The sequence below is a fragment of the Psychromonas sp. genome (assembly GCF_047632955.1).
GTDB lineage: Bacteria > Pseudomonadota > Gammaproteobacteria > Enterobacterales > Psychromonadaceae > Psychromonas.
Genome location: NZ_JBLIED010000023.1, coordinates 21,130 through 43,822 on the forward strand (window position 1 = coordinate 21,130; position 22,693 = coordinate 43,822).

General features: G+C 39.6%; 20 protein-coding genes. 19 read left to right on the forward strand and 1 reads right to left on the reverse strand.

Going from position 1 to position 22,693, the window contains the following annotated elements; genetic code table 11:
- Positions 1–154: 154 nt before the first annotated feature.
- The 19 genes from ACJAZP_RS13440 (at position 155) to ACJAZP_RS13530 (ending at position 21,395) form a co-directional block, all read left to right on the forward strand.
- Positions 155–1,162, forward strand: a complete 1,008-nt coding sequence (locus ACJAZP_RS13440) for a hypothetical protein (protein WP_415231254.1) — start codon at positions 155–157, stop codon at positions 1,160–1,162.
- Between the two features lie 407 nt (positions 1,163–1,569).
- Positions 1,570–2,979, forward strand: coding sequence for an amidohydrolase (locus ACJAZP_RS13445; protein WP_415231255.1), 1,410 nt, complete (start codon positions 1,570–1,572; stop codon positions 2,977–2,979).
- Between the two features lie 248 nt (positions 2,980–3,227).
- The gene (locus tag ACJAZP_RS13450) at positions 3,228–3,548 is read left to right on the forward strand and encodes a hypothetical protein (protein ID WP_415231256.1); all 321 of its coding nucleotides are present in this window, start codon (positions 3,228–3,230) and stop codon (positions 3,546–3,548) included.
- A gap of 125 nt (positions 3,549–3,673) precedes the next feature.
- Positions 3,674–4,153 (forward strand): hypothetical protein, encoded by a 480-nt coding sequence (locus tag ACJAZP_RS13455; protein ID WP_415231257.1) that lies wholly within the window; start codon positions 3,674–3,676, stop codon positions 4,151–4,153.
- Positions 4,154–4,409: 256 nt separating this feature from the next.
- Positions 4,410–4,622, forward strand: coding sequence for a hypothetical protein (locus ACJAZP_RS13460; protein ID WP_415231258.1), 213 nt, complete (start codon positions 4,410–4,412; stop codon positions 4,620–4,622).
- Positions 4,623–4,842: 220 nt separating this feature from the next.
- Entirely contained in the window at positions 4,843–5,913 is a 1,071-nt protein-coding gene (locus ACJAZP_RS13465) for a YHYH protein (RefSeq protein WP_415231259.1), read from the forward strand.
- A 14-nt stretch (positions 5,914–5,927) separates the two neighbouring features.
- On the forward strand, positions 5,928–6,233 hold the full coding sequence (locus tag ACJAZP_RS13470) for a hypothetical protein (protein WP_415231260.1): 306 nt from the start codon (positions 5,928–5,930) through the stop codon (positions 6,231–6,233).
- Between the two features lie 236 nt (positions 6,234–6,469).
- Positions 6,470–8,134 carry a LytS/YhcK type 5TM receptor domain-containing protein gene (locus ACJAZP_RS13475; RefSeq protein ID WP_415231261.1) on the forward strand — a complete coding sequence of 555 codons (1,665 nt, stop codon included), beginning with the start codon at positions 6,470–6,472 and terminating at the stop codon, positions 8,132–8,134.
- Positions 8,128–8,853: a LytR/AlgR family response regulator transcription factor gene (locus ACJAZP_RS13480; protein WP_415231262.1), complete on the forward strand. Its 726-nt coding sequence runs from the start codon at positions 8,128–8,130 to the stop codon at positions 8,851–8,853. Before ACJAZP_RS13475 ends, ACJAZP_RS13480 begins: the two co-directional genes overlap by 7 nt.
- A 142-nt stretch (positions 8,854–8,995) precedes the next feature.
- Entirely contained in the window at positions 8,996–10,231 is a 1,236-nt protein-coding gene (locus tag ACJAZP_RS13485; RefSeq protein WP_415231263.1) for an OFA family MFS transporter, read from the forward strand.
- A gap of 168 nt (positions 10,232–10,399) precedes the next feature.
- Positions 10,400–11,527, forward strand: a complete 1,128-nt coding sequence (locus tag ACJAZP_RS13490) for a M14-type cytosolic carboxypeptidase (protein WP_415231264.1) — start codon at positions 10,400–10,402, stop codon at positions 11,525–11,527.
- A 570-nt stretch (positions 11,528–12,097) separates the two neighbouring features.
- Positions 12,098–12,364 (forward strand): DUF4212 domain-containing protein, encoded by a 267-nt coding sequence (locus tag ACJAZP_RS13495; protein WP_415231265.1) that lies wholly within the window; start codon positions 12,098–12,100, stop codon positions 12,362–12,364.
- Between the two features lie 11 nt (positions 12,365–12,375).
- Positions 12,376–14,094, forward strand: a complete 1,719-nt coding sequence (locus tag ACJAZP_RS13500) for a sodium:solute symporter family protein (RefSeq protein WP_415231266.1) — start codon at positions 12,376–12,378, stop codon at positions 14,092–14,094.
- A gap of 100 nt (positions 14,095–14,194) precedes the next feature.
- Entirely contained in the window at positions 14,195–16,039 is a 1,845-nt protein-coding gene (locus tag ACJAZP_RS13505) for a DUF294 nucleotidyltransferase-like domain-containing protein (RefSeq protein ID WP_415231267.1), read from the forward strand.
- The gene (locus ACJAZP_RS13510) at positions 16,039–16,725 is read left to right on the forward strand and encodes an exonuclease domain-containing protein (protein WP_415231268.1); all 687 of its coding nucleotides are present in this window, start codon (positions 16,039–16,041) and stop codon (positions 16,723–16,725) included. Before ACJAZP_RS13505 ends, ACJAZP_RS13510 begins: the two co-directional genes overlap by 1 nt.
- 1,428 nt (positions 16,726–18,153) lie before the next feature.
- Positions 18,154–18,981, forward strand: coding sequence for a transporter substrate-binding domain-containing protein (locus tag ACJAZP_RS13515; RefSeq protein WP_415231269.1), 828 nt, complete (start codon positions 18,154–18,156; stop codon positions 18,979–18,981).
- 373 nt (positions 18,982–19,354) lie between these two features.
- A complete protein-coding gene (locus tag ACJAZP_RS13520) occupies positions 19,355–20,026 on the forward strand; it encodes an amino acid ABC transporter permease (RefSeq protein ID WP_415231270.1) in 672 nt (223 codons plus the stop codon).
- On the forward strand, positions 20,026–20,676 hold the full coding sequence (locus ACJAZP_RS13525) for an amino acid ABC transporter permease (protein ID WP_415231271.1): 651 nt from the start codon (positions 20,026–20,028) through the stop codon (positions 20,674–20,676). The genes ACJAZP_RS13520 and ACJAZP_RS13525 overlap by 1 nt, the downstream gene beginning before the upstream one ends.
- Positions 20,673–21,395, forward strand: coding sequence for an amino acid ABC transporter ATP-binding protein (locus ACJAZP_RS13530; protein WP_415231272.1), 723 nt, complete (start codon positions 20,673–20,675; stop codon positions 21,393–21,395). Before ACJAZP_RS13525 ends, ACJAZP_RS13530 begins: the two co-directional genes overlap by 4 nt.
- Positions 21,396–21,468: 73 nt before the next feature.
- On the opposite strand, the gene pip is transcribed toward ACJAZP_RS13530, so the two are convergent.
- Positions 21,469–22,428, reverse strand: a complete 960-nt coding sequence (pip, locus tag ACJAZP_RS13535) for a prolyl aminopeptidase (protein ID WP_415231273.1) — start codon at positions 22,426–22,428, stop codon at positions 21,469–21,471.
- Between the last annotated feature and the right edge of the window lie 265 nt (positions 22,429–22,693).

Here is a 22,693-nt window from a genome sequence, read left to right on the forward strand (position 1 = left end):
AATTTAATAACAAAATAATCCACCGGATCAACCGATGATCATCGTGTTATAATAATTGATTAATCCTCTACACTTAAAACTACAACCTTAGTAGATGAAATTATTTCAATCAAGCTAACGAGGCCTTACCCTAGTCCTAGGTTTATTTATTAATATGAAGAAGTTATTTAGTTTACTCATTTTATTCTCTATTTTTGTTTTTCAAGGTAGTTTTGCGGCTGAAATTGACAGTGTAACTCCAAGAAATATTGACCTTGATAATAGCCTGGAAAGTATTAACACAATTTTCGAGCAACGAATGCAGGAGGGGATCGAAAAAGCCAATGCAAAACAAGGTGATATTGCAGATATAGGAAAAACTGAATTTTGTGATGAAGAAATTCTTTATACAGAAATGAGAAAAGCCATTTTTCAATCCTTCACCGCATCTTGGGGGCTTAAGGGGTATGACCTAGACAAACAGTTACGCATTTTATTGGCCAAGCAAAGTTTCTCTTTACCGTTAAACGGCTCTATTTACCGTGACATAAATTATTTAGAAGGTTTTTCTTTAAAGATGAAGGGCCTGAGTGATGTTGTAAATATTGATGATCATCTTATCGGTCTAGATAAAATGGGTCATTTTTTTTCTGAAGGCTGGCAATATTTTGAGTTAACCCAGTATAAAGAACAGAATATAGACCAAGCTCTGAAGTGGGGGGAGGAGCAAGAAACAGGAAAATTTGGCTATACCACTACAGGTATTTATTCCTTTGCCGATTTGGTAGCCAACTTCAATGGCTGGCGGTTTTGGAATAAACTCTTGCTCAAAGAGCATGATCCTCTAAAAGGAACGATTAGTTCTTTCTTTAACAAACCTTACGTAACCTGTGAAACTCAAATCATTGCTTCTATCAAAAACAAAAGAATAGTTAAGGCCTGGGAAGAGAACACTCAATTTGATTTGTTGGAGTATGTAGATGGAGCTTGGGACGAAGGGAATAACCGTAATAACTACGAAGACCCGATTATTGAAGAAAAAGTAAGCTCAAGAATAAATAATGTTGATTCTCACTTTACCTTTCCTGTCCTCGCTGAAGATTGTTTAACGGCTCAGGAAAAATATGGCTATTATGCAAAACATGTTTTACATCCCTCATGCCTCACTGCAACTAAAGGCTAAACAACTGACCTGTTGAAACAGGTGGATTGACGTACAGCAGGACGAACAGATCAATTTTTATGTTACCGGTAGCAAAGCCCACGTTCAGATCCCGCACAAGTTTGACCAGAACTGAACTCATAGTTTTTTTAAAAAAAAGAAAAAAGAATGACTTGATCCTCGGCTCATTAATTCTTCGGAATTAACATAACTAGTGGTTACTTTTTCGACTGCATAAACTTACAAAATAAAAATGCTTTGCACAGTGCACTTACTGTTTTAACAATAAAATCAATAGCTAAACCCGCACTTTTATTGATAATATTTGATGCAAGCGGGTTATTTTTGCTTAACAGTTTAATTTAAAAATAATAGCCTTTGAAACGTTATAATAGCGCTTCTTATATGTTCAAAAAAAGGGATGATTTATGAACTTAAAAAAAAATTTAATCGTAACTGCAATTGCAACGGCCACCCTATTTTCCACGGCGGTATTTTCAGCCGAAAATATTGATTTACTGCTAACCGATGCCACCATACTGACTATGGATGCAAATAAAACCGTATACGAATCAGGTACCGTGGCCATAGATGGAAACAAAATCATTGCCGTAGGCGACAAAACACTAGCCGACCAATATCATGCGGATAAAACCCTCGACGTCGATGGCGATATCGTCATGCCCGGTCTCATTAATACCCATACCCATGTTTCAATGACTGTTTTTCGCTCACTTGCCGATGATGTGCCGGATCGTCTGCACCGTTACATATTCCCACTCGAAGCAAAACTTGTTTCCCGTGATATGGTCCGCATTGGTGCCAACCTAGGTAATGTTGAAATGCTTAAAGGTGGCGTAACAACCTACGCAGACATGTACTATTTCGAAGATGAAGTTGCAAAAACCGTCGATAAAATTGGTATGCGTGCAGTATTAGGTGAAACGGTTATAAAATTCCCCGTTGCCGATGCAAAAAATGCACAGGAAGGCATTGCTTACGCGCTTAAATTTATTGATGAATATAAATCTCACCCACGAATCACACCAGCCTTTGCGCCACACGCACCCTATACCAATACCACGGAAGTCTTACAGCAAATTGCCAAACTCGCCAAAGAAAAAGATGTACCTGTACTAATCCATCTTGCAGAATCAAGTCGCGAAGCTGAAAAAATAGCAGAACGAAGCGACGGAAAAAGCCCTGTGCAATACATGCATGATATCGGCGCACTAGATAACCACCTGATTGGTGCCCATATGATATTAGTCGATGATAAAGACATTGAATTAGTTAAAGAAAGCGGTATGGGTGTCGCACATAACATGAGCGCAAATATCAAATCAGCAAAAGGCGTATCACCCGCATTAAAAATGTACGACCAAGGTGTTCGCATTGGTCTCGGTACCGATGGCCCAATGTCTGGAAACAACCTCAGTACCATTGCAGAATTTGGACAAGTAGCCAAAGTGCATAAACTCGTCAACCACGACCGAGCAGCCATGCCACCGATTAAAGTCATAGACATGGCAACTATGGGCGCGGCAAGGGCATTACATATGGAAGATAAAATTGGTTCACTTGAAGTCGGAAAACTTGCAGATATTATCGTTATTGACACAAAAGCTGTGAATATGGTTCCTATCTATAATCCTTATTCTGCGCTAGTTTACTCCGCTTATCCAACCAATGTCCGTCACTCAATTGTTGATGGTAAAATACTGATGCAAGACAAAAAAATACTTACCGTAGACGAAAACCAAATACGTGAAGAAGCCATTAAATTTACCGATATCGTCAGAAAAATCATCATCGACAGTGGTGAAATCGTTCAATAAAAAGAAATAAACCTAGCTGGCTAAATAATCACTTAGCCCGTTTTACATCGCCAAAAGATGCACATTCCCTTCAATTTTTGCAAATTATCTCGCCTTAAAAAACCATGAAATACAATCAAATTTATAATTGGTATTGTCTGCCCAATACAAATTTATCACTTTTTGTTTTATATTTGCTTCCTATAAAAGTGCTGAATAGATACAATATATGCAATTATGGTGTTGTCTTTATCAAGAAAGGAAGACAAATGAAATATTTGAAGTATTTAATTTGGATTTTAATAATAGGGGCTGGGTATTATCATTTTTCTAAAATGCAGTTGTGGACAGATGAAATGTTAGTTCAAGGGCTTGCTCATAATAGTGACAAATACTGTTCTAATGATGCCAGGTTGAAAGATTATGGTATAACGAAAAAGACCTGTATGAGTGCTTATGCTTTATCTTTAACATCCTGCGCTGCACAGGCTGAAAAGAAATTTCCGGGAGAGGAATATAATTCTCAAAAAGAGTTTGTAGAATCAGGTGATGACATCATTACCTGCATAAATAACGACTTAAAAAGATAAACATAATAAAGTGTTCAAAGGGATGGTTAGCGGATGGTTACGCTAGCTTCCTTGTTCATTTTAGCCAACTACGATTAAGCGCTGAACGCGGCGTTGAATTTTAATAAAATTGACAGGATTAACCGATGAAAAAAATGATAACTTTAGCATTAACCATTTTAAGTTTTTCTGTTTTTGCCGATCCATCCATTTTTGGTATGGAATTAGGTAAAATGACAGAGAAAGATCTTAACGCTATGTACCAAGTTAATCCAGTTGGAAGCCATGAAGCTAATGGTGGGAACATTTACTCTATTCCTGTTAAAGAGATAAGTTTTAGAGGGTTAACTGAAGTCACCGCTATTTTTAATAAGCAAGGCTATTTAGTTGCCGTTTTAAATAAACTTCCAAAAAGTAATTTTGATTCTCTTAATCAATCATTTTCTAAATCATATACTTTAATAAGTATAGATAATCCATTTGTGGGTAATAAATCAGCAATCTACAGTGATGGCGCAACTGAAATTACTATTAATTCTCAACATGACAACGTTAATATGTCGTTAAATTATATTAATGATGAATTAAAGGCTGCTATTAATCGTTTAAATAAAGAAGAAAAATAATAGATTAAAGAATCACAATTATAAAATATTTAATCGGCTGACCGGAGTTGGGTGTGCTGAAAAAGCATATCATTTGAGATCGGGTCACTTGATTGACACCACAAACAGATCCACATTTACTTCCTTCATTAGCTCAGCCGCAGATGAGAACATTGAATGCCAGAAGTTGTGATGATGACAGCAGACTAGCAAATCTACATCTTCTTCCTTGATCGCTTTTTCAATTTCCTCGATAAAGTTGGCGTGGCCAAGCAGAATGTTTTTTATTTTTGGTATTTATACCCGCTTAGCATCAACCTTTGTTATCGGTACTTGCCTGTTTGTTATTGGTCTCATGCATATGGGTGATTTCTTTACCGTGGATAGAAATGGTGCCTGGGCTGTTGAAAGTGTGGCCACCTATTTATTTGCCGCGCTGTCTATTTTATTCTTAGGCTCGGGCAAGTATGCATTACGACCAAATCCGTAATAAACGGCCTGTGCTTTTTATTTCCTGATAATCTTCATGCTCGCTTCTACTCTGTAGCGAGCAATTCAATGAACCTTCTTTTTTGGTGATTAATCGATGTTCAAATTAACTATGCTACTACAGTATTAGTTGCTGTTAACTTGTTCTGATATCCAACATCTACACATTTTTTACACAATTGTTTTGTACAGTACACCCAAATAAATAAAGGAGATAATGCATGAGCTCATCAAATTGCCGATCACTAATGGGTATCATGGCTTTTAGCGCAATAATGTTAGGCGGGTGTAATAGCGCCTCTGAAGACGTTATAGAACAAGGAACGACTTCTAAGGGAGCAGAGGCAATCGCAAAAGCGGCTATTCATGCGGGAATGGACCTTTCTATGTTTGTAAAGGATGCGTTTACCGAAGCGCCCAAAATCGTTGATTGTGAAACATCGAATGGCACAAAAACCACCTGTTACCAACTGCTCACTTCCGGCGCGCCGGCAGGGCGTGTACCGGGTCCTTTCTGTCCGAGAACAATCAGCGACGGTGCGGATGTCGGTGGAGGATGGTTTAACAAAGACGGCTCTGGCGATTTAGTGGATATCACCGGCGAATTCATTTTAAAGCTGGGTGACTACTACGGTGATGAAAAGTGGCTGCTTTACGATGCAAAAACCAAAAAAATACGCTACACGGCGACTAAAGCGGCCTGCTTAGGTGCGGCAAGACCCGATGTTGAGGAACAATATAAGCAAAACTGCATAGAGTGCGAACTGGCGTATCTTGATGATGATTTCTCGCGCACTTTCCTGATTCCGACGACTCCAATTCCAGCCGCTAAGACAGGTCGGGTTCATACTGTGGGTATTGCACTGGACGGTAGCGAACTATCGGGACCCGCACCCGTTGATGTCATTCTCGGCGCTTATACTATTGCCGCCTTTGATGACTGCGGTGGACACATTAACGTACACCAAGGTTACCATTATCACTCTACCACGGGGTGTACCGACGCCTCAGTTAAGACCGATGACGGGCATGCTCCATTAATCGGTTACGCAGCTGATGGTTATGGTATTTATGCAATGAAAAATGCCGAAGGTAAGGAAGTTGAATTACTTGATGAGTGTCGTGGTATAAGCGATGAGATTCGAGGTTATCACTACCATGCGGCTAGTCCGAGCGAGAATATGTTCATTGGATGCTTTCATGGAGAAACGGTTCGTTCTGCAGACGGCCCTCCCGGTGGTCCTCCCGGCGGACCAGAAAGACCTCAAGCAGATCATGACGCAGCTAAATAATAGGAGTTCAATGAATGACATTTAAAACTACTTTAGAAAGAGGGTTGTTGGGGTTGTTAGTCGCAGTCACCTTGCTGCTAACGGCTAGCTATGCTGATGCGCATTCTACTCCACTAAACAGTGTTGCAGTAAAAGCGTGTGACCATAAAGCACGCTCACAAGCCTGTCAGTACGAAGGAGGTCACAGTGATTTATACGTAGGGACATGCCAATACATGTCAAAAGATTTGATCTGCGTTAGAAATCAGCCTATCCAAAAGATCACGTCCTCGAAAACAGAATCCGAGGAAGAGCACGATACTTCCCATAAACAGGGATAATGGTGATCAGCGTTTTTTGATTTTGCAATTTGTTAAGGGCTCGATAACGACTTAACAAATTGCACTGCTTAGCTACCCCCTTTGCTCTGTCAGGCTAATTAATTGATTTTTAACCATTCAATAAAGCGGATATTCCACCATTTTCTGGTCTCAACTTGATTCTTCTCATTAATTAATTCACACTTATTCGTTAGAATTCAGTTAATTATTTCCTATCTCTTTCGGTGAGGCCTTTTTTGTACCTAGAACAATTCACCCTGCTACTGGCCGTTTTTGAAAGAGCGGCTTTGATGTTAATGGCGCTTTTCCTTTTAACCAGAACCCATCTTTTTCAACAAATTGTGATTAAACATAGGCGTACGCCTAAAGAAACCGCGTTAATTTTAATGCTGTTTGTGTGTTTCGCGGTATTTAGTACTTACACCGGCGTCGAGGTTTATGGCTCAGTGGTCAATGTCAGGATCATCTCTATTATCTGCGGTGGTATTCTCTTTGGGCCCTGGGTCGGGATTGCCTCCGGGCTCATTTCAGGCATACACCGGTATTGGATAGATATTGATGGGCCGACATCCCTTGCGTGTCTTATCACCAGTATTTTAGCGGGTCTGCTTGCGACCTGGATCCATCAAAACTGTGACAAGAAAAACTATGCTAAATATGGCATTGCAGCCGGCATGCTTTGTGAAGCACTGACCATGCTGCTCATTTTATTACTCAACGAAGATTTACAGTCAGCGCTTTCCATCGTTAAACAGATATCAATGCCAATGATTACCGGCACAGTCTGTATTGGTTTGATCATTATTCTGGTTCAGGATGTTGACGATGAAAAAGATAAAATCGCCGCATTGCAGGCTAAGCAAGCACTTAAAATAGCCAATAAAACGCTGCCTCATTTCCGCAAAAATGACCGCGATTCATTGGTCAAGGTATGCAGTATTATTCGCCAAGAAACCAATGCAGACGCAGTTGCTATCACAGATACCAATGATGTGGAGGCCTATGTCGGTATGGGCGAGGAAAACTATCTTGATTCACACCATCAAATCAGCGAGATGACCCAACAGGCGGTCAATTTAGGCAAACAGATTATCTGCAATAATCTTAACGTCCACCACTTCCACTCTCTATTAATTATTCCACTGTGGGAAAATAGGAAAGTAACCGGGACACTCAAGATTTTTTACTGCCAGCCGCATCAGATTAGTCATGCATTACGGGAAATGGCGATTGGTTTGTCGCACCTGATTTCAACGCAAATCGAGGTGTCTAAAATAGAGCAGCTTAAAATTATGACCAGTAAAGCTGAATTTTCAGCATTACAAAATAAAATCAATCCGCATTTTTTGTTTAATGCACTTAATGCAATTTCAACTTTAATACGTATTAAACCTGTGCAGGCACGCCAGCTTATTGCCAATCTCGCTGATTATTTAAGATTTAACCTGGAAAAAGGCGATGAGTTAATCGATATACAGGAAGAAATCCATCAGGTTCAAGATTACGTGGCAATTGAACAAGCGCGCTTTGGCAAAAAACTCACGGTCCTGTTTGATATCGATCCGGTACATATAAAGATACCTTCGCTGTTAATTCAACCTTTAGTCGAAAATGCGATCCAACACGGTATTGTTCCCGCGCGCACGCCTGGAACCGTCACTATTTCGGTAAAACAACAGGAAGCGAAGGTAAAAATAACTATTTCTGATACGGGAGTGGGCATTGAACCGGACGTCGTTAAGCGTATTTATGAAGGATCTCTGGGCAGCAATCACATCGGCATGACAAATGTTCACCAACGAATCAGTTTACTTTATGGTGCGGGTCTTGATATTAAACGTCGTGATAGCGGCACAGAAGTTTCTTTTTTTGCCAGTGTTATTGAGGAGAAAGCATGTTAAAAGCAATCATAGTTGAAGATGAATATCTGGCATGTGAAGAGCTCAATTACCTGATCAACACCTACAGCAATATTGAAGTGGTTGATACCTTTGATGATGGTTTAGAAGCCTTTAAATATCTGCAGAGCACGACCGTTGATATCGTCTTTCTTGATATTAATATCCCTTCAATTAACGGTATGCTGCTGGCGCGCAATATACATCAATTTGCACAGCCTCCGCAGATTGTTTTTACCACCGCCTATAAAGAACATGCCGTCGAAGCATTCGCCCTGGAAGCCTTTGATTACCTGCTAAAACCCATTGATGAAAAGCGTGTACAGCGACTATTAATAAAACTAGAAGCCCATGCGGCTTCTCTTTTAGCAACGGAGGAAATCCCGGAATCTGCTCGCACTATTAATTTATCACGCGACAATCGCATTCGCGTGACCCCCATTGATGAAATTATTTATGCCGAAGCTCAGGAAAAAATAACCGAAGTACATACGGATAATGGTATCTATATTGCGCCATACAATATTAGTGAACTCATCAGTAAACTGCCCGTTAAACAGTTCTTTCGTTGCCATCGTTCCTATTGCGTTAACCTGCAACGAATTGAAGAAATCATTCCCTGGGCAAACAGTACTTATTTACTGAAAATACGCGAACAAGAAAAGAAAGTTCCCGTTAGTCGAGGTAATATTAAAGTCTTTCGTAAAATGATGGGTCTGTAATTCATGCTCAAATAACGCAGTTCATGCCGCAGAATTGCAGTTCATTTTTTACTTACCCATACTTATTGTAATGTTTTATATCTGTTGTATTTTGATCCCATTGGAAGCAATTTTAGCGCTTTGACATTCTGGAGATCAAATCATGAAAACATTAACATCACCACGGAATAAATGGTTTACATTAGTGGGCACCATCATCGCTCAATTTGCCCTTGGCTCAATTTACACCTGGAGTTTGTTTAATTCACCATTAGCCGAAAAACTTGGCGAGCCGATCAGTCAAGTTGCCTTCTCATTTGGTATTTTGAGTTTATCCTTAGCCTTTGCTTCTGCTATTTCCGGAAAATTACAGGAACGTTTCGGGGTCAGAAACGTCACTATTGCCGCTGGACTACTTCTGGGCCTGAGCTTGTTACTCTCATCCCATGCCTCTAATCTAATCATGCTTTACGTCTGCGCAGGGTTATTGGTCGGCTTTGCCGATGGTACCGGCTACCTCATGACACTATCAAATTGTGTGAAATTCTTTCCCCAACATAAAGGTTTAGCATCCGCCGTTGCAATCGGAGCATACGGATTAGGCAGTCTGGGTTTTAAATTCATTAATATGTACCTGCTTACCCACTTCAGTCTTGAGCAAACCTTTGCAGCATGGGGCGCAATTGTCATGGTAATGGTGATTTTCGGTGGATTGTTAATGACTGATGCACCAAAACAACAAACGGCTACAACAAATTCAGCAGCGAAACAATCTCCAGCTACATCAGGTGAATATACTTTAGCTGAGACCATTAAAACCAATCAATTTTGGATGTTAGTGACTATTTTTCTGACTGTTTGTATGAGTGGTTTGTACGTTATTGGTGTTGCTAAAGATATCGGTGAAAACTATATCCACCTGTCTGTTACCTCTGCAGCGGCCGCTGTTACTGTCATCGCTATCGCAAATTTAGGCGGCCGTCTTGTACTAGGCGTGTTGTCAGACAAAATAGAAAGAATGAAAGTGATTTCTTTTGCAGTATTAGTCAGTTTCGTTGGCATCGCTTCTTTGCTCTTTTGGGAACCTAGCAGTAACACCTTCTATTTCTCTGTCGCCTGTATCGCCTTTAGTTTCGGAGGAACCATCACGGTATTCCCATCACTGATTAGCGACTTCTTTGGTTTGAATAATCTAACCAAAAACTATGGCGTGATATATCTTGGTTTCGGTATTGGCAGCATCGCAGGGTCAATTGTGGCATCGGTGTTTGGCGGTTTTATTCCTACCTTATACATGATACTGGCCTTCCTAATTGTATCCTTAGTATTAACACTCGTTATAAAAAAACCGGGTGATGAAACATCCAGCATTGCTACAAATCAATTTGCGATACAATAATATTTAGCAGCATCACAGCTCTCGTTGTGGTGCTTGGCAGCGTTTCTTATTAGACCATTTTTTCACTTTATATGATCAAGTTAGTTTTTCTATCCTGTTGCTGTGCAATCGGTTATGCTCGTCTTACTTTGTGAAAATAAATATTCAACTAATTAGAAAGGAAGGGTTATGCATATCGCCGCTAATTTTGACTCGGGTAATATCGAAATTATTAATACAGATGATAAAAAAGATATTCAACTGGCTATTCGTCCGGACGTTGGAGGCGAGTTTTTCCAATGGTTTAACTTTCGGTTGGAAGGTGAGGTTGGTGAGCAATATATCCTTAATATTCTAAATGCGGGTGAAGCTTCCTATCTTGAAGGCTGGGAAAATTATCAAGCGGTGGCTTCTTATGATCGAAAGCATTGGTTCCGACTGCCAACCTTTTATAAAGAGGGAAAATTAACCATCGTTGCCGAGTTGGATTGTGAAACCATTCAAATTGCCTACTTTGCGCCTTATAGTTATGAACGCCACCAGGATTTACTTGCGGCTGTCCAAACCCATCCGCTGGTGAGTTTAGAGCACTTAGGTGAAACCCTTGATCAACGTGATTTAACTTTGGTTAAAATTGGTGATGGTGACACCGGTAAACGTAGTATTTGGATCACGGCTCGTCAGCATCCCGGTGAAACCATGGCTGAATGGTTAGTGGATGGATTAATGCATAGTTTACTGGATAGTGATAATTCAACGGGAAAACGATTATTAGATAAAGCTAACTTTTATATTGTCCCTAATATGAATCCCGATGGCAGCGTGCGCGGACATCTTCGTACTAATGCCGCTGGCGTTAATTTGAACCGTGAATGGTTGAACCCAAGTTTAGAAAAAAGCCCTGAAGTCTTTCATGTGATCAATAAAATGAAAGAGACGGGGGTTGACTTATTTTATGATGTGCACGGCGATGAGGCCTTACCCTTTGCTTTTCTGGCGGGTTCAGAAGGTACTCCTAGTTATAACAACAGACTTGCCGATTTACGTAAGCGCTTTTCAGAAGTACTTATGTTAGCGAGTGCTGACTTTCAGTCTGAAGTTGGTTATGAGGTTGATATGCCGGGTGAAGCGAATATGACCGTGGCAACAAATTGGGTTGCTGAACAATTTGATTGTCTTGCTAATACCTTAGAAATGCCCTTTAAAGACAACAATAATTTACCCGATCCAACCATGGGATGGTCGCCGGAACGTTCGCTTAAGTTAGGTGAAGCCTCATTAGTTGCGATGTTAGCCGTGGTTGATGACTTACGTTAACTGATAAAGCACTTAATATTAAAACCAAAAAGCCTGGCAAGTATTACTTGTCAGGCTTTTTGTTTTAAGTTCAGCGATTGTGAAATTGAATTTGATTAATTATCTTATTTAATAAAAACAAATCATGCCTTTATACTTCTCTGCCTACATATTATTGCTCAATTTCGTCATTCAAATGTGAATTTAATGCGCAAATTAGTGAATAAAAACTCACTAATTTGCATTTTGTTCATCTCATTAAAATAACTTCTGCAGCGGAAATTGTCCAGTAACAACAATTCACTAAGTGAACTTTAATCACAAAAAAAATGTTATAGGTTTCTTCTGTGATGAACTGCTCAATTTTTATTCAATAAAATATGATCCAGCTCTTTGTCTCGGTGTACTAAAAAAACTTAATTAACATATTATTAACAACATACTTATTTGATAAGAAATTTATTTTTAAGTAATTAGATAAGTGACTAAAAGTGAATACTTATTTTTTGTTTAATAAATGACCAAATTAAAAACAAAAAGTAAGTGTTACTTTGAATCTCTTCATCATTAAGACCATTAAGGAGAATGACCGTGAGTTTTGAAGATAAAAGTAAAGCAGATAGATACTGGCAGGAGAATATTAAATTAGTCATTACACTATTAGTAATTTGGGCAACCGTTTCCTTTGGCTGTGGCATTTTACTGGTAGATGTATTAAATGAATTCACCTTTATGGGATTCAAACTCGGTTTCTGGTTTGCACAACAAGGCGCGATATATACGTTTGTTTTATTGATTTTTGTGTACGCAGCAAAAACCAACAAACTTGATGAGAAATACGGTGTTCACGAAGACTAAGGATTACGATAATGGATGTTCAAACTTTAACTTATATTATTGTGGGCATGACTTTTGCCCTTTATGTTGGCATTGCAATCTGGAGCCGGGCAGGGTCTACTAAAGAATTTTACGTGGCAGGCGGCGGTGTACACCCGGTTGTTAACGGCATGGCAACAGCGGCAGACTGGATGTCTGCAGCATCATTTATCTCATTAGCAGGTATCGTTTCATTTATTGGTTATGATGGTTCGGTATATATAATGGGGTGGACGGGTGGTTATGTATTACTCGCACTACTAATGGCGCCTTATTTACGTAAATTTGGTAAATTTACTGTGCCTGACTTTGTTGGTGACCGCTATTATTCTCAAACTGCGCGTACCGTAGCCGTTGTTTGTGCACTTTTGGTGAGCTTCACTTATATCGCAGGGCAAATGCGTGGTACAGGTGTTGTATTTTCACGCTTCCTGGAAGTAGACATTAATACCGGTGTTTACATTGGTATGGGGGTTGTTTTCTTCTACTCTGTATTAGGGGGAATGAAAGGCATCACTTATACACAAGTTGCGCAATACTGTGTGATGATTTTTGCATTTATGGTGCCCGCTATTTTCTTATCAATCATGATGACCGGCCATGTGTTTCCGCAGATTGGTTTCGGCTCTGAATTACTTGATGCCGCTGGTAATAATTCAGGCGTATTTCTGCTTGATAAACTAGATGGATTGTCTACCGAACTCGGTTTTGCTGAATATACAGTCGGCACAAAAAGTACCATAGATGTGTTCTTTATCTGTGGTGCATTAATGTTTGGTACTGCTGGTTTACCGCATGTTATCGTGCGTTTCTTTACCGTTCCACGGGTTAAAGATGCACGTAGTTCTGCAGGCTGGACATTAGTATTTATTGCTATTTTGTACACTACCATTCCTGCCTTAGCCGCTTTCTCCCGTGTAAATATGATTGAAACAATCAACGGCACCGATGGGCAGGGCGTTGCTCACGCAGAAGCGCCAAGTTGGATCAATAGCTGGGAAAAAACAGGTTTGATCGAATGGAATGATAAAAACGGCGATGGTAAAATGTACTATGCTAACGGTGAAACTAATGAGATGAAGATCGATCGCGATATCATCGTCTTAGCAACACCTGAAATGACTAATTTACCAGCTTGGGTTATCGCATTAATCGCTGCCGGTGGTTTAGCTGCTGCACTGTCAACTTCAGCCGGATTATTACTGGTAATTTCCTCTTCTGTTTCGCATGATTTACTGAAGAAAAATCTGATGCCGGATATTTCTGATAAGCAAGAGTTACTGTATGCACGAACAGCAGCCGGTGTGGGTATCCTTATTGCCGGTTACTTTGGTGTTAACCCACCGGGGTTTGTAGCAGCAGTGGTTGCCATCGCGTTCGGATTGGCCGCCTCGTCCTTATTCCCTGCAATAACAATGGGCATCTTCTCTAAGAAGATGAATAAACAAGGCGCTATTGCAGGTATGGCCGCAGGTTTATTATTTTCAATAGCTTATATTGTTTATTTTAAATTTGTAAATCCAGCTGCGAACATTCCTGACAACTGGCTATTTGGTATTTCGCCAGAAGGTATCGGTTTATTAGGTATGTGCATTAACTTCATTGTCGCTGTCATTGTTTGTCGCATGACAAAAGCAGTACCGCAAGATGTACAAGATATGGTTGAAGGAATTCGTTTCCCTAAAGGATCAGGTGAAGCATCCGCTCATTAATATAATGATTTAATTAAAAAAGCGCTTCGGCGCTTTTTTTAAATCCTTTTTTAGCCGCGTATCTATACTCGGAACACCCTCAACCTATAGTCAGGTGCATATGGATAACAGTGAATTACAGCCAATTGTTGATTTCATGCGTAAATTAGCCCCTTTTGATTCATTGCCTGAACAGACCATCAAAAAATGCTGCCAGGTATTAACCATTGCCTATTACAGTAAACAACAGAAATTAGTACCTGTGGACAGTAACGATCCGCAACTTTATATTGTGCGCAGTGGTGCTTTTGAGGTGACGACTGAGCAGGGAGATCTGATTGACAGAGTGGGTGAGGGCCAATACTTTGGATTTAGCGGTATGCTATCGGGAGAAAAGGTCGTTAACCAAGTCTATATTTTAGAAGATGGTTTGGTTTATCACCTGCCCGCTAAAATGTTTGACCAACTACGTGCCAGCAGTCATTTATTTGATCGTTTCTTTAATCAAGCCTTTGCCAAACGCTTACGTAATCAAGGCACACTGCAATCTAAGGATATTAGCACTGCGCGTATTACGCATATAATGTCCAGAGATCTTACTACTATTACAGCCGCATCCAGTATTTATCAAGCAGCACTTTTAATGTCTAAAAAACGTCTTTCCTCTCTGGTGGTGATCGATCAGGAAAAACTGTGCGGTATTCTAACCGATCGCGATTTACGCAATCGCGTGTTAGCAAAAGGACTTAATGGCGATCTATTAGTCGGACAAGTAATGACTAAGGATCCCGTTACCATCGAACCTAATGCATTGATCTTTGAAGCCATGTTAAAAATGAGCGAAAATAATATCCATCATTTACCCGTGGTGGATCAAGAAAAACCGGTCGGGATCATTACCAGCACCGACTTGATCCGCAGTCAAAGCTCTCAACCACTATTATTAATTGGCCAAATAGAGCGTCAAAATAGTTTAGAAGCGCTGCTTAAAGTCAGCCAAAAGATACCTGATTTATTACACAATTTAATCAGCAGCGATGCAAAAGCCATTGAGATTGGCCGTATTCTTACCTCGGTAACCGATTCATTAACACGGCGTTTAATTACCTTAAAACAGAAACAGTTAGGTCCGGCGCCAATGGAATTTTGTTGGTTAGCCTTTGGGTCGCAAGGCCGCCAGGATCAAATGGCCGGATCAGATCAAGATAACGCATTGATTCTAGAAAGAGAAACCACAGCGGCAGACAAAGACTACTTTAAGCAACTGTCGGAGTATGTCTGCAGTGCTTTAAATGAGTGCGGCTTTCCATTTTGCCCGGGTAATATTATGGCGCAAAACCCGCAATGGCAATTAACCTTACAACAATGGCAGCAGCAGTTTTCAAGCTGGGTTAAAACGCCACAACCGAGCGCATTATTAAATGCCACTATCTTTTTTGATATGCGTGGAATATTTGGTGATTTAACATTATTGAATACTCTGCAGTCAAGCGTACTAAAAAACACTAAAAGTAATGATATATTTATTGCTGCACTTAGCCAGAACGCCCTGCAGTCAGCACCACCACTGGGTTTTTTCCGCAGCTTTGTGATTGAACGTGACGGCAGTGAGGTCAAAGGAATAGACCTAAAACATAAAGGTAACGCATTAATCAATGATATTGTCAGGATCTATGCGTTAGCTGCAGGTATAACGGAAGTAAACACCACCAAACGCCTTGAAAGTTTAATCGCCAAATCTAAGATAGACAAAGATATTGCCATGAGTTTGTTAGATGCCTGGGAGTTTATCGCCCATAAACGCCTGAGTAATCAGGGCCAGCAATTTATTAATGCCGAGCCCGTCTCTAACTATATTTTACCCGACAGCCTCTCTTCATTGGTACGTCACCAGCTAAAGGATGCATTTAAAGTTATCCATGAAGCGCAGGGTACCGTCAGGCTAAAATTCTTAAGGCAATTTTGATGTTTAAGCAATGGTGGTTAGGGTATCGATTAAAAGGGCTGATTAAAAATAGCAAACTGGCAGCGCTAAAAGCGCATTATGAGTACCTGTCAAAGCATCTTAACCGGCCCATTTCTGAAATCAAGTTATTAGCATTAGACATTGAAATGACCGGCTTAGATCATAAAAAAGATCAGATGGTCAGTATTGGCGTTATTCCTATTATCAATGCCCGAATCCAACCGCAGTTTGCACAGTATAAATTGATGAAAATACAGGGCAGTGTCGGACAAAGTGCGGTTATACACGGCGTATTAGATAAAGATCTGGCCGATGCATTACCGCTGGAAGAAGTCCTGCAATGGTTGTTTGAGCAATGTACAGATAAAGTGTTAGTCGCCCATCATGCGCAATTAGATTTGAAATTTCTGCAGCACTCATTAGCAGGCTCCGGCACACACCCTTTTTCATTGTTAGCCATTGATACTCTAATCATTGAAAAGGAGCGCCAACTGCGTAAGCATCAGGTTTTAAAAACCGGGAGTTTACGTTTGAACGCCTGCAGAGAGCGTTATAACTTGCCTATTTATAATGCCCATAATGCATTAACCGATGCATTAGCTTGCGCTGAATTATTATTAGCGCAATTAAATAAGATGGGCGGCCTGGACAAAATAACCTTAGTCGAGCTGCTCAGTAAGCGATAATGATAAGAATCTATAAAAATAGCGACAGATATAAAAAGTCTTCTTAACACTCAAAAGTTATGTTTCAGCTGCTATCATCAACTTAAATTTTTCTCAAGTCCATTTCCTTCTGATTTAAAGATCTAACTCCCCCACTTGAATGACAACCACGCTTTTATGCGCTGGGTTGCGCGTTAGCTGCGCAAGCCGTTGTTGATAATAAAGTCGACATAAAGCATGAAGCAGGATTTATTTGCTAAACGTAGGTTTACATTTATTTACCTCTGGTAGTTGCAGAGGTTTTATAATTTATAACATCAAAAGAGAGCCGCGAATATAACTTTAAACCTTTGAAAATAGATAGTGTTAATATTTATGTGGAAGCACTTTATTTTTATATGGAGTATAGAGACAAAGAAAAGACGAGACATATATGGGGGCTTCACATCAGTCAAATAATTGAATTAAATAAATCGTTAAAATGCTCGTAATCGTAATCCTAACCTAGCAGTAATGCGTGTCGGCATCGCTCGTTCATTATGCTGTTTTTTTGCGGCCATCATCATAAGTTTTCCTTGAAAGAATGCACTGAACATTATCATCAGCATTCCTTTACTCAATATATGAGTGGCTCTTTGTCTTCCGCGAACCTCGGTGGGGATACAAATATGTTCCTCTTTTATGCAAACTGGGCTGAAAATCCATTTAGTGAGGGTTTTTGTGAATGGTGAACAACTGCTTTTTAAGGAAGAGTTAATTACTTTTTCATAAATCCTAAGCAACTTTAGAGGGGCAAAGTGTAATAACTTTGATTCTTTTTTTCAGTCTCTAAGTAGATTTCCTAATGGAGGTCAAATTGGTCTCATTAACATCGAGATAATGTTCATTTTTATTAGCGTCAGCAGAGACTTACCGCTTAGATATAATATGGCTTACCAATAATAAAGTTAAAAAATTCATCAGTAATTGCCCTTTTTTAAATAAAATGCATCATTGTGGTGCGTAACACTGCTTGACGTTGATTTTTTCCCTCTCCCTCCTTTTTGAAAAATGACAATATAAACAGTTAGTTAAGTAACTTCAGTCGAAGTAAAAGTATTTCCATACCATTGGCATAAAATATGCTTCATTAAGCTGGTGGTATTGAAATCTAATCCCGCAGCTGCACGACTTTAAAGCTAGGTAGTTAGTGTAGTGGTCATAAAAGACCAAATAAGTTGCTCGTTTTTTGAGCTATAATAAACTATTGGAAGTGTGATCAAGGTACTGAGTAGTTACTTTAAACTTTGCTACAGTAATCAGAATGTTATAAACATTAACATTAACTTATTAAGATTAACATTTTGTAAATAGGAAGGTGTTATTAAAAGGCAAGATGCTGATGCGTAATGAGTCGGGTAGATACCCTAAGATAAAGCTCATTTAAAATAAAAAACTCAAGGAGACAATATGAAGTTAGTCAAAAAAATATCGTTAGTCGTTGCTTCAATGGCAGCAATAGGTGCTTTTTCTACCGCTAGTGCAGATAAGCTTGATGACGTTATAAACAGTGGTACTTTAAATTGTGGCGTTGTGCTTGATTTTCCACCCATGGGATACACAGATAAAGACAATAAACCCGCTGGTTTTGATGTTGATTATTGTAATGATTTGGCAAAAGTTTTAGGCGTAAAATCAAATGTAATAAATCTGACCTGGGGCGATCGAATCCCTTCATTGATTTCAGCTAAAACCGACGTTGTTATCGGATCTACATCAGACACATTAGCGCGTGCAAAATCTGTTGGTTTTACCTATCCCTATTTTGTTTTCAAGTTTCAGGTTTTGTCTAAGAAAGGCGTGAAAATGGTGTCTTTTGAAGATCTTAAAGATACAAAGGTTGGCGCCGCGCTGGGTACTACATATGAAAAAGAGTACTTTGCCTATGCCGATGCAAAAGGCTGGGGAAGAGATAACTACACTTCTTTTAAATCAGAAAACGATGCCTTTTTAGGATTATACCAGGGCAAAATAGATGCACTTATTTCTACCAATACCAATATAGCAACAAAATTGACCTCAGGTCAGTTTGATAATTTTGTAGCTGGACCCTATGTGCCAAACTATGATGATGTAGTAGGTCTTATTGTAAGAAGAAATGAACTTGCCTGGAAAGATTATCTAAATCTATTTTTGGTTCATCAAATCAGAGATGGCCGATTAAATGAATTACATATAAAACATTTCGGAACGCCCGTATCACCTGATATGGTCCAATCATTAAGAGACAACAAATAATTTTTTGTCGACACTCTCCAGCTCTGCTGGAGGGTATTAATGTTTGCAAACCTCAACAAAGTTTCAATCTTACGGTTTCATACTGTAAATATCATATGGTTTGATAAGTTAAACTATTTTAACCTTAATCCCTTGCGAATATTCAGCAGTTCAAATGATTGGATATATAAGGACAAAAAGTGCCGTATCTCTTGCCTGTAATAAGCCGGGAGGGAGAGGACAGATATTTCAACGGCGGACGATATGAACTGACTATATGTGCTAGCAACTGCGCAAATTAATCCGCTTAGAGCGGTTCATAAAATTAAGTCTCCTATTTTTCCGGAGGTATTTGCCTATTAAGGCTCATCAAAAAAGCTTATAAAGAGGACATATGGACAATTATGAATTTCATTGGAATGTTGTATTTGACGCCTTTCCGCAACTTTTAAGTGGCGCATTTACAACCATACATGTATCTGTTTTATCTATGCTTTTCGGAATAGTTATTGCGGTATTATTAGCGCTAGGGAAGATGTCAAGTACGAAAAGTTTTTATCATCTTGCCAATATTTGGATAGAGACAGCAAGAAATTTACCGGCACTTTTTCTGATCTACATGGCGTACTTTGGTCTGGGTGCCTATGGCATTCATCTCAGTCCCTATTTTTCGGTTTTTTCTGCGTTAGTCTTTATCAATGCAGGATACCTGGCAGAAACATTCAGGGGTGGTTTTCAGTCAATCCCGACGACTCAATACAGTGCGGCAAAATCACTAGGAATGGGCAGCTTTAAAGTTTATCGCTATGTGATATTGCCACAAATGTTTAGAAGGATTTATCATCCGATGACAAATCAATTTGTTTGGTCAATATTGATGAGCTCTCTTGGCATACTTGTTGGTATGAATGAGCTTTCAGGCGAGACGCAAAGGCTGCAATCTACCTCATTTAGAACATTAGAGTTTTTCATGGTAGCAGCAGCGATGTACTTTGTAATAACAAAATTGGTGTTGTTGGCATCCGGTTTGATTGCAAAAAAAGTTTTTAAAGGGGATCTTTCATAATGAATTTATTTACTCCTTTATCCTGGAATGATTCAGGCTTTATCTTAACCGGTATTTTAAATACCATCTCTATCTCTGTCGTTGCGATAATTTTCGGAACAATTTTAGGGCTATTAATCGGATTTTTGAGAGCAGAATCAAATAAATATGTCAATGTTCTTTTAGGTGGGTTTTTAGATATTCTAAGATCGGTACCACTTATCATTCAACTTATCCTTTTTAGTACTTTTATTGGTGCTATGGGACACCCACTATCCCCTTTTATTGCCGGCTCAATTATATTGTCTCTTTATACAATGTCATTTATGAGTGAAGTTTTTAGAAGTGGATTCAATAGTGTTCCAGATTCCATGAGAACAGCGTCAAGATCGCTGGGTATGAGTTACCTGCAAACAGTATGGTACATCAGGATGCCGATAGGAATGAGAGCCGTTTTCCCATCTTGGATTGGTGTCGCGCTTAGTGTTATCAAAGACTCTGCACTTGTTTCAGTGATTGGATATATGGAATTACTTAGAACCGGAGAGCAGTTGATATCAAGGACACAAGAACCACTTATGATACTGATAGGAATAGGGTTGTTTTATTTTATAATCTCATACCCCTTGTCGCGTTACGGTAAACATATAGAAAGGAAAATGGAAATATGATAGAAATCAAAGGCGTTCATAAATCTTTTGGAGATTTGGAAGTTTTAAAAGGGATTGATTTAGAGGTCAACAGCGGTGAAGTTGTTAGCATCATCGGAGCCAGCGGTAGTGGCAAATCTACACTTTTATATTGTATTAATGCCATTGAGAAGATAAATAGTGGCCAGATTATCGTTGATGGCATAGATGTCCATAGCAAAAAAACAGATAAAAATAAACTAAGACAAAATTTGGGAATGGTATTTCAACAGTGGAATTCTTTTCCTCATTTAACCGTCTTGGAAAATGCGGCGCTTGCTCCGCGGATTGTAAAAGGATTTACTAAAAAAGAAGCAGAAGAAATTGCTAGAAAAGAACTAGAGCACGTTGGCCTTGGTGATAAACTTGATCAGTATCCAACCCGAATGTCTGGAGGACAACAGCAACGACTCGCCATTGCGAGAGCATTAGCAATGGAGCCGGCTTATATGTTATTTGATGAGGTGACTTCGGCACTTGACCCTGAACTCGTCGGTGAAGTGTTGGATACCTTAAGATTGCTTCGTGATGATGGTATGACCATGATTTGTGTTACTCATGAGATATCTTTTGCGAAAGAAGTCTCTGATAAAGTTGCATTTTTTCATGAAGGATTGATTGAAGAGATGGGATCTCCCGATCAGGTTTTGGATAATCCTCAGCGAGAGAGAACACAACAATTCTTAAGTAAAGTTCTCTAATTATCTTAAAGGTAAATACGCAGTTAAGCTGGAGGTTGTGAGCTTAACTGTGTAAATAGCCAAGAGCATATTTTTAACGTAATAACTGCAGCATATCATTGGTGGCATTGACTAAGTGATGCCTGGTTTCGGGTTCAGCCGAGGCATGACCTGCGCTTTTACTGATCACTAATTGGGCGTTAGGCAGTTGTTGATGCAAAAGCCAGGCGTTATCAAAGGGGCAAACGATGTCATAACGGCCATGAACAATCACGGTCGGAATAGACGCTATTTTGTCACAATTGTTCAAAATTTGATTATCGGTTAAGAAGCACTTATTGACCATATAATGGGCTTCATGACGTGCTAGCGTCCAGCAACTATCATCGGAAGTTGCTGCCCTGAAAAATTCATCATTGGGCTCTAGAGTACAGCAACGCATTTCCCATTTAGCCCAGGCCTGTGCTACTTTTTCAGCGGCATTTTGGTCCTTGCCAGTCATAATATCGTAAGCTACTTTGACATGATTATGCTGCTCAAGTGCCGTCAAGGGCAGGGCTTCTAAATATTCCTGCCAATAATCCGCAAAAATACGCGAGCCACCACCGCCAGCAAAAGTCCAGTCAGTATCCTGCGGCCGTCCTAAAAATATTCCTCTCAGCACCAAACTTCGCACCTGTTCAGGATGAGTCTGAGCATAGACCAAAGCTAAGGTTGATCCCCATGAACCGCCAAATATATGGCATTGTTCAAGGTGCAGATGTTTGCGTATTTGCTCAATATCAGCCACCAACTGTGCGGTAGTATTGTCTGCTAAACTGCCGTAGGGGTTCGATCGTCCACAACCTCGTTGATCAAATAAAATAATATGATATTTTTCAGGATCGAAAAATCGTCGGTCATTCACGGAGCAACCCGCTCCAGGCCCGCCGTGAATAAAAATAACAGCCTGGCCGTTAACGTTACCACACTGCTCTACGTAGAGCTGGTGCTGTTGGCCAACGTCCAGAAGGAAGTCATTAAAGGGCTCAATCTCAGGATATAATTCGTTCATTATAAAATGTCACTCCGTTTATTACTGGCGTATTTATAGGAAGAAAAAGAAAATGCAGTAAGAACAGGAAATACATTCATACATTTATAGCCTTTTTAAATCATCGCATTAAAAAATAATAATACTCTACCCGCATAAATATTAATATCACAAGCCGCAGGCTCAAGTTTAAAGACTTGATGCTGTGCTTTATTTGCTGAGGTTAGTTTCCCTATCTAATTTGACTCTGTTTCTGCCTTTCTTCTGCAAACCGACCTTTACTAAG

Excerpts from the sequence above, each read along its gene's own strand:
- ACJAZP_RS13440 (WP_415231254.1), top strand. The coding sequence starts at position 155 with ATGAAGAAGTTATTTAGTTTACTCATTTTATTCTCTATTTTTGTTTTT.
- ACJAZP_RS13445 (WP_415231255.1), top strand. The coding sequence starts at position 1,570 with ATGAACTTAAAAAAAAATTTAATCGTAACTGCAATTGCAACGGCCACC.
- ACJAZP_RS13450 (WP_415231256.1), top strand. The coding sequence starts at position 3,228 with ATGAAATATTTGAAGTATTTAATTTGGATTTTAATAATAGGGGCTGGG.
- ACJAZP_RS13455 (WP_415231257.1), top strand. The coding sequence starts at position 3,674 with ATGAAAAAAATGATAACTTTAGCATTAACCATTTTAAGTTTTTCTGTT.
- ACJAZP_RS13460 (WP_415231258.1), top strand. The coding sequence starts at position 4,410 with ATGTTTTTTATTTTTGGTATTTATACCCGCTTAGCATCAACCTTTGTT.
- ACJAZP_RS13465 (WP_415231259.1), top strand. The coding sequence starts at position 4,843 with ATGAGCTCATCAAATTGCCGATCACTAATGGGTATCATGGCTTTTAGC.
- ACJAZP_RS13470 (WP_415231260.1), top strand. The coding sequence starts at position 5,928 with ATGACATTTAAAACTACTTTAGAAAGAGGGTTGTTGGGGTTGTTAGTC.
- ACJAZP_RS13480 (WP_415231262.1), top strand. The coding sequence starts at position 8,128 with ATGTTAAAAGCAATCATAGTTGAAGATGAATATCTGGCATGTGAAGAG.
- ACJAZP_RS13485 (WP_415231263.1), top strand. The coding sequence starts at position 8,996 with ATGAAAACATTAACATCACCACGGAATAAATGGTTTACATTAGTGGGC.
- ACJAZP_RS13490 (WP_415231264.1), top strand. The coding sequence starts at position 10,400 with ATGCATATCGCCGCTAATTTTGACTCGGGTAATATCGAAATTATTAAT.
- ACJAZP_RS13500 (WP_415231266.1), top strand. The coding sequence starts at position 12,376 with ATGGATGTTCAAACTTTAACTTATATTATTGTGGGCATGACTTTTGCC.
- ACJAZP_RS13505 (WP_415231267.1), top strand. The coding sequence starts at position 14,195 with ATGGATAACAGTGAATTACAGCCAATTGTTGATTTCATGCGTAAATTA.
- ACJAZP_RS13510 (WP_415231268.1), top strand. The coding sequence starts at position 16,039 with ATGTTTAAGCAATGGTGGTTAGGGTATCGATTAAAAGGGCTGATTAAA.
- ACJAZP_RS13515 (WP_415231269.1), top strand. The coding sequence starts at position 18,154 with ATGAAGTTAGTCAAAAAAATATCGTTAGTCGTTGCTTCAATGGCAGCA.
- ACJAZP_RS13520 (WP_415231270.1), top strand. The coding sequence starts at position 19,355 with ATGGACAATTATGAATTTCATTGGAATGTTGTATTTGACGCCTTTCCG.
- ACJAZP_RS13525 (WP_415231271.1), top strand. The coding sequence starts at position 20,026 with ATGAATTTATTTACTCCTTTATCCTGGAATGATTCAGGCTTTATCTTA.
- ACJAZP_RS13530 (WP_415231272.1), top strand. The coding sequence starts at position 20,673 with ATGATAGAAATCAAAGGCGTTCATAAATCTTTTGGAGATTTGGAAGTT.
- pip (WP_415231273.1), bottom strand. The coding sequence starts at position 22,428 with ATGAACGAATTATATCCTGAGATTGAGCCCTTTAATGACTTCCTTCTG.